Annotated in this window: 6 protein-coding genes; 4 read left to right on the forward strand and 2 right to left on the reverse strand. The window is 64.1% G+C overall.

Annotation, left to right across the window (positions count from 1 at the left end; translation table 11 throughout):
* Positions 1–25: 25 nt before the first annotated feature.
* Both QMZ05_RS17210 and QMZ05_RS17215 read left to right on the forward strand, forming a co-directional pair.
* Positions 26–1,198 (forward strand): acetyl-CoA C-acetyltransferase, encoded by a 1,173-nt coding sequence (locus QMZ05_RS17210; RefSeq protein WP_353701823.1) that lies wholly within the window; start codon positions 26–28, stop codon positions 1,196–1,198.
* Between the two features lie 184 nt (positions 1,199–1,382).
* Positions 1,383–2,927, forward strand: coding sequence for an acyl-CoA synthetase (locus tag QMZ05_RS17215; RefSeq protein WP_353701824.1), 1,545 nt, complete (start codon positions 1,383–1,385; stop codon positions 2,925–2,927).
* 241 nt (positions 2,928–3,168) lie between these two features.
* Here QMZ05_RS17215 and QMZ05_RS17220 read toward each other — a convergent pair whose 3' ends face one another.
* Positions 3,169–3,675, reverse strand: a complete 507-nt coding sequence (locus QMZ05_RS17220; RefSeq protein ID WP_353701825.1) for a hypothetical protein — start codon at positions 3,673–3,675, stop codon at positions 3,169–3,171.
* A 102-nt stretch (positions 3,676–3,777) separates the two neighbouring features.
* Between QMZ05_RS17220 and QMZ05_RS17225 the strand changes: the two genes are divergently transcribed.
* Complete coding sequence (locus tag QMZ05_RS17225) at positions 3,778–4,926, forward strand: alpha/beta hydrolase (RefSeq protein ID WP_353701826.1); 1,149 nt, start codon at positions 3,778–3,780, stop codon at positions 4,924–4,926.
* Positions 4,927–5,043: 117 nt separating this feature from the next.
* The gene (locus QMZ05_RS17230) at positions 5,044–5,424 is read left to right on the forward strand and encodes a hypothetical protein (RefSeq protein WP_353701827.1); all 381 of its coding nucleotides are present in this window, start codon (positions 5,044–5,046) and stop codon (positions 5,422–5,424) included.
* Positions 5,425–5,499: 75 nt separating this feature from the next.
* Here QMZ05_RS17230 and QMZ05_RS17235 read toward each other — a convergent pair.
* Positions 5,500–6,137: hypothetical protein (locus QMZ05_RS17235; RefSeq protein ID WP_353701828.1), on the reverse strand; the 638-nt coding region annotated here is incomplete at its 5' end.

Below are 6,137 nucleotides of genomic sequence, written 5' to 3' on the forward strand. Positions count from 1 at the left end.
TCCAGAAACGTCAGGGAGATCAGACATGGCCGAGGCATATATCGTCGCCGCCGCTCGCACCGCGGGTGGCCGCAAGGGAGGGCGTCTCGCCGGCTGGCATCCGGCCGATCTGGCCGCGACCGTGCTCGATGCGCTGGTCGAACGCTCCGGAGCCGACCCGGCGCAGGTCGAGGACGTGATCATGGGCTGCGTGATGCAGACCGGCGAGCAATCCACCAACATCGCGCGCAACGCGGTGATGGCCTCCAAGCTGCCGGAGAGCGTGCCCGCGACCTCGATCGACCGCCAATGCGGCTCCTCGCAGCAGGCGCTGCACTTCGCGGCACAGGCCGTGATGAGCGGCACCATGGACTGCGTGATCGCCGCCGGCGTGGAATCGATGACCCGCGTGCCGATGGGCCTCGCCTCCTCGCTGCCCGCCAAGAACGGCTTCGGCCATTACAAGAGCCCGGGCATCGAGGCGAAATATCCCAACATCATCTTCAGCCAGTTCACCGGCGCGGAGATGATGGCCGAGAAGTACGGCCTGTCGAAGGATGAGCTCGACGAGTACTCCTACAACAGCCACCAGCGCGCGATCGCGGCGACCCAAGCCGGCCATTTCAAGGACGAGATCGTGCCGGTCCAGATCACCCGCGCCGACGGCTCGACCGACACCCACCACATCGACGAAGGCATCCGCTTCGATGCCAGCCTCGACGGCATCAAGGGCGTCAAGCTGATCGCCGAGAACGGCAAGCTGACCGCGGCGAGCGCCAGCCAGATCTGCGACGGCGCCTCCGGCGTGATGGTCGTCAACGAGAAGGGCCTCAAGGCGCTCGGCGTCAAGCCGATGGCGCGCATCCATCACCTCACCATGATGGGCGGCGACCCCGTGATCATGCTGGAAGCGCCGCTGCCGGCAACTCAGCGCGCGTTGCAGAAGGCCGGCATGAAGATCGACGACATCGACCTGTTCGAGGTCAACGAGGCCTTCGCCTCGGTGCCGACCGCGTGGCTGAAGACCACCGGCGCCGATCCGGCCCGGCTCAACGTCAACGGCGGCGCGATCGCGCTCGGCCATCCGCTCGGCGGCTCCGGCACCAAGCTGATGACGACGCTGCTGCATGCGCTGAAGCAACGCAACAAGCGCTACGGCCTGCAGACCATGTGCGAAGGCGGCGGCATGGCGAACGTCACGATCGTCGAGCGGCTGTAATGTCGCGTTAGGCGAGCCCAAGGCTCTCCACACAAAAGATGTCGTCCCGGCGCAGGCCGGGACCCATAACCACAGCCGTTTGTGGTTAGGCCCGGCTGGGGCCACAACCCAGTCCAACAACAATAATTAGTGGTTATGGGTCCCGGCCTTCGCCGGGACGACCAGCTTGTTTGAGGAAACATCTTTGACCCATCCGTCCATCCACGCGCGCAACACCCCGAACAAGATCGCCTACCAGATGGCGGCGTCCGGCAAGGCCATCACCTATCGCGAGCTCGACGAGCTCTCGAACCAGGGCGCGCATCTGTTCCGCTCGCTCGGCCTGAAGGCGGGCGACCACATCGCGCTGCTGATGGAAAACCGCCTCGCCTTCATGGAGATCTGCTGGGCCGCACAACGCTCGGGGCTCTATTACACCGCGATCAGCCGTTACCTCACCGAAGAGGAGATCGCCTACATCATCAGGGATTGCGGCGCCAAGGTGTTCATCACCACACCGCAGTGTGCCGACAAGGTGAAGGGCCTGATCAAGGGCGAGGCGGGCGAACCGCTGTTCTACATGATGGACGAGCCTGCACCGGGCTTCCGCTCCTATGACAAGGAGGCCGCCACACAGCCGACCACGCCGGTTGCCGACGAGGTCGCCGGCTATGACATGCTGTATTCCTCCGGCACCACCGGCCGGCCGAAGGGCATCAAGAAGGAGTTCGAAGGCAACCGGATCGACGTACCGAACCCGTTCCTGCGGATTCTCACCGCCGACATGTGCGGCATGAATGCCGACAGTATCTATCTGTCGCCGGCGCCGCTCTATCACGCGGCTCCCCTGCGCTTCAACATGATGGCGACGGTGCTGGGCGGCACCTCCGTCATCATGGAGCATTTCGACGCCGAGGAATTCCTGAAGCAGGTCGAGAAGCACAAGGTGACGCAGTCGCAGCTGGTGCCGACCATGTTCGTGCGCATGCTGAAGCTGCCCGACGAGGTGCGCGCCCGCTACAAGGTCTCCTCGCTGAAGGGCGCGATCCACGCCGCGGCGCCCTGCCCGGTCGACATCAAGGCCAAAATGATCGACTGGTGGGGACCGATCCTGATCGAGTATTACGCCGGCTCCGAAGGCAACGGCGTCACGGTCTCGACCTCGCAGCAATGGCTGACCCATCGCGGCACGGTCGGCCGCGCCGTGGTCGGCAAGGTCAAGATCCTCGACGAGAACGAGGAGGAGGCACCGACGGGGCAGATCGGCCAGGTCTATTTCGCCGACGCGCCGGCTTTCAGCTATCACAACGATCCCGAGAAGACCAAGAAGGCCTACAACGCCAAAGGCTGGTCGACGCTCGGCGACGTCGGCTATCTCGATGAAGAGGGCTTCCTCTATCTCACCGACCGCAAGAGCTACATGATCATCTCCGGCGGCGTGAACATCTACCCGCAGGAAACCGAGGACGTGCTGATCACGCATCCTGCGGTCTCCGACGTCGCTGTGTTCGGCGTGCCGAACGAAGAGATGGGCGAAGAGGTCAAGGCCGTGGTGCAACCGCACGACATCGGCAAGGCCGGCAAGGAGCTCGAAGCCGAGCTGATCGCGTTCTGCCGGCAGCATCTGTCGCCGATCAAATGCCCTAGGAGTATCGACTTCGAGCAGGAGCTGCCGCGCACACCGACCGGCAAACTGGTGAAGCGGCACCTGCGCGACAAGTACTGGCCGAAAGCTCCCGCCAAGGCGTGACGCGCCTCACCCTCCCCTGGAGGGGACGCCTCTATCCTCCCCCGGAGGGGGAGGATCGGTTCGCATGAAATGCGAACCGAGGTGGGGTGAAGGTCCGTTCACTCGGGCGCTGCCCGCGTGGAGAGATCACCCACCCCGCCTCACATCTCGCTTCGCTCGTTGTGAGCCGACCCTCCCCCTCCAGGGGAAGGTGAAGCGGAACGCCGCGCTCACACGTCTCGTCCTACGAATCTGACTCTACCTACAACTCCTCCGCCGGCTCGCACGCAGCCGACCCCGCGGCACGCAAATGCAGCTGGCCGTGCTTGCCCGTTGCCGTGGTGGTCCACTGCGCATCGATCTGCTGCAAATCTTGCGACAGCTTGCCGCGATGGCTGCCCTCGGCCTCGAACGTCCCGTCGCTATCGGGAGGCCGTTCGAAGATCTCGACCTCGAGATCGGACAGCCGGATGAACATCTGCACGCCGATCTTGGTCACGTGGCGGCCGGTCTCGTATGAACCACAGCCGCGCGCTTCTGCGTTCTGCCCGTTCAGGGGGCGAACCTTGTCGAAGGTGATGACGACGTTCTGCGCCGCGGTGTCGCCGTCCCACACGAATTCACCGATATAGGCGCGCGGCAATTTCTCGGTCAGCTCCTTGATGTCGGCGGCACGCACGGCCGACATCAGCACCAAACCAGCGGCCGCGATCGTCAAACCGAGACGCGACATCCAGCCGGGCAGCTCTGCAATCCTCTCGTGGCGCATGCGGTATGCATCCTCTGGGCAAAGTTGCTATCGTGAAACAATGCCCGCCAGCATACAGCCAAATGCGCTGGTTGTGCGGCGATGCCAAACAGGTGATCTCAGATGGAAGCCCTCCCCGACGTCCCGCTGCCCGCCACCATCCGCTCGCGCTATATCGACGGGATCAATGGCCTGCGCATGCATGTGCTTGAAGCAGGCTTCGAGACGTCAGGCCGGCCCTGCCTGTTGCTGCTGCACGGCTTTCCGGAGCTGGCGTTTTCCTGGCGCAAGGTGATGCCGAAGCTTGCCGCCGCCGGCTATCACGTGATTGCGCCGGACCAGCGCGGCTATGGTCGCACGACGGGCTGGAGCGCGGATTATGACGGCGATCTCGCCGCCTTCCGCCTACCCAATCTCGTGCGCGATGCGCTCGGGCTGGTGGCGGCGTTCGGCTACAGCCACGTCGATGCGGTGATCGGGCACGATTTCGGTTCGTCGGTCGCAGCGTGGTGCGCGTTGATCCGCCCCGACGTATTCCGCGCGGTCGTAATGATGAGCGCGCCCTTCTCGGGCCCGCCGTCGCTGCCGTTCAACACCGCCAACGAACCGGCAAAGCCCCCAACTGACGACCCCGTGCACCGCGAGCTCGCCGCGCTGCCGCGTCCGCGCAAGCACTACCAATGGTACTATTCGACCCGTCCGGCGAATGGCGACATGCATCGCGCCCCGCAGGGCGTGCACGACTTCCTGCGCGCCTACTACCATCACAAGAGCGCGGACTGGAAAGACAACAAACCCTACCGACTGGAGTCATGGTCCGCGGGCGAACTGGCAAAACTGCCGACCTACTATGTGATGGATCTCGCCAAGGACATGGCCGCGACCGTCGCCGAAGAGATGCCCTCGCGCGAGGCAATCGCCGCCAACACATGGCTGCCGGATCGCGAACTCGCCTATTACAGCGCCGAGTATCAGCGCACCGGATTCCAGGGCGGGCTGCAATGGTATCGCTGCGGCACGTCAGGCGCATTCACTACGGAGTTGCAGACCTGGAGCGGCCGCACCATCGACCAGCCATCCGCCTTCATCTCGGGCAAGCAGGATTGGGGCACCTATCAGCGGCCCGGCGTGTTCGAGGCGATGCAGACGAAGGCCTGTACCAAAATGATCGGTTGCCATCTGGTCGACGGCGCCGGCCACTGGGTGCAGCAGGAGCAGCCCGATGAAGTGGGCCGGCTGCTGCTTCAGTTCCTCGCGCGCGCGGCGCGGTGACGGGCTGACGCAAGAAGAAATCTCCGGGAAATCGTTGGGACATTTCCGGGAACATTCCATGAAACCTGGCGTTGCAGTCAGCCGGTCTTGTCCGGCGGACCGACGTGGAGGAGGACTATGGAAAAGAAGATTGCCGGATTGTTGGGAGCGGTCGCATCGCTGGGCGCGCTCGGGGCCGCGCAAGCAGCGCCGCCACCCGCGCCGACCGACATACTACAGGCGAACTCCTACGCAGAACTGCTGGAGCCGATCACCGACGCCTCGGCAAAGCTGCAAGCCCTGGACGAGGCGACGCCTCCTCCGGCGCGCGAGACCGTCCAACTCGCGCAGTTCTATCACCACCACCACCATCATCACCATCACCACCACCATGGCTACTATCGCGACTATGATCGTGGCTATGGACCTCCGGTCATCGTGGTGCCGCGCTATCGGCGATACCATCACCATCATCACCACCATCATCATCACCACAGCTTCTATCGGCGCGACTACTGAGCCACGGCGGTTGGGCGATACGACAACGGGGCCTGCGGGCCCCGTTTGTTTTGCCTGCAATGATGCGACGGCGTCTCAGGCCCCTCGCGTCTTCTCCTTGGCAGCGCGGTGGAGATGGCGATAGGTGCCGTCAAACACCGTGTCGGTCGACGAGGTCCATTCGGTGCCGGCGGCCAGTTTGGGCCGATTGCTGTAGATGCGGCGCGCCTGCAATTCGCGCTCTGCGGCTTCTTCCTCGCCCATCGGCTCGAGCTGGAAATCCGCCTCTTCCGGAATCACGATGATCTGCGCGAACGGCTCATTCGGCCGGAAGATGTGCGTTCGTCCTTCCACTGGTGCCTTGAACACACAGAAGAACATCATCGGCCACCAGTTGCGGATCAGCGCCGGAACGGCGACCGGCACGGTGTCGGTGCGGTCGGTGTAGAAGCGCGGATGCGGCTCGGTGCGCACCGCCATGCCCTGTTCGACCTTGAGGTCGAGCAGGATCTGGTAGGTGTAGAACATGTCGCCAAAATTCCGGAACGGTGGCCATTGCACGCCGCTGTCCGGCGGCTCGCCCCAATCCGCATCGAGGTGCAACCGGCCGTTGCGCGTGGTGACGTGCAGCTCGAAGTCGTAGGGGTAGAACAACTCGATCCCATACTGCGCACCTTCCGAGAACGGGACGCAGTGCCAGACCTGCTCGCGTGAACCGTCGGTGCGCGGCTCGC

The sequence above is a fragment of the Bradyrhizobium sp. INPA03-11B genome, from assembly GCF_040446015.1.
Classification (GTDB): domain Bacteria; phylum Pseudomonadota; class Alphaproteobacteria; order Rhizobiales; family Xanthobacteraceae; genus Bradyrhizobium; species Bradyrhizobium macuxiense_A.

What these genes read in the sequence shown, in the direction of transcription:
- QMZ05_RS17225 (WP_353701826.1), top strand. Translation starts at nt 3,778, where the DNA reads ATGGAAGCCCTCCCCGACGTCCCGCTGCCCGCCACCATCCGCTCGCGC.
- QMZ05_RS17230 (WP_353701827.1), top strand. Translation starts at nt 5,044, where the DNA reads ATGGAAAAGAAGATTGCCGGATTGTTGGGAGCGGTCGCATCGCTGGGC.
- QMZ05_RS17220 (WP_353701825.1), bottom strand. Translation starts at nt 3,675, where the DNA reads ATGCGCCACGAGAGGATTGCAGAGCTGCCCGGCTGGATGTCGCGTCTC.
- QMZ05_RS17210 (WP_353701823.1), top strand. Translation starts at nt 26, where the DNA reads ATGGCCGAGGCATATATCGTCGCCGCCGCTCGCACCGCGGGTGGCCGC.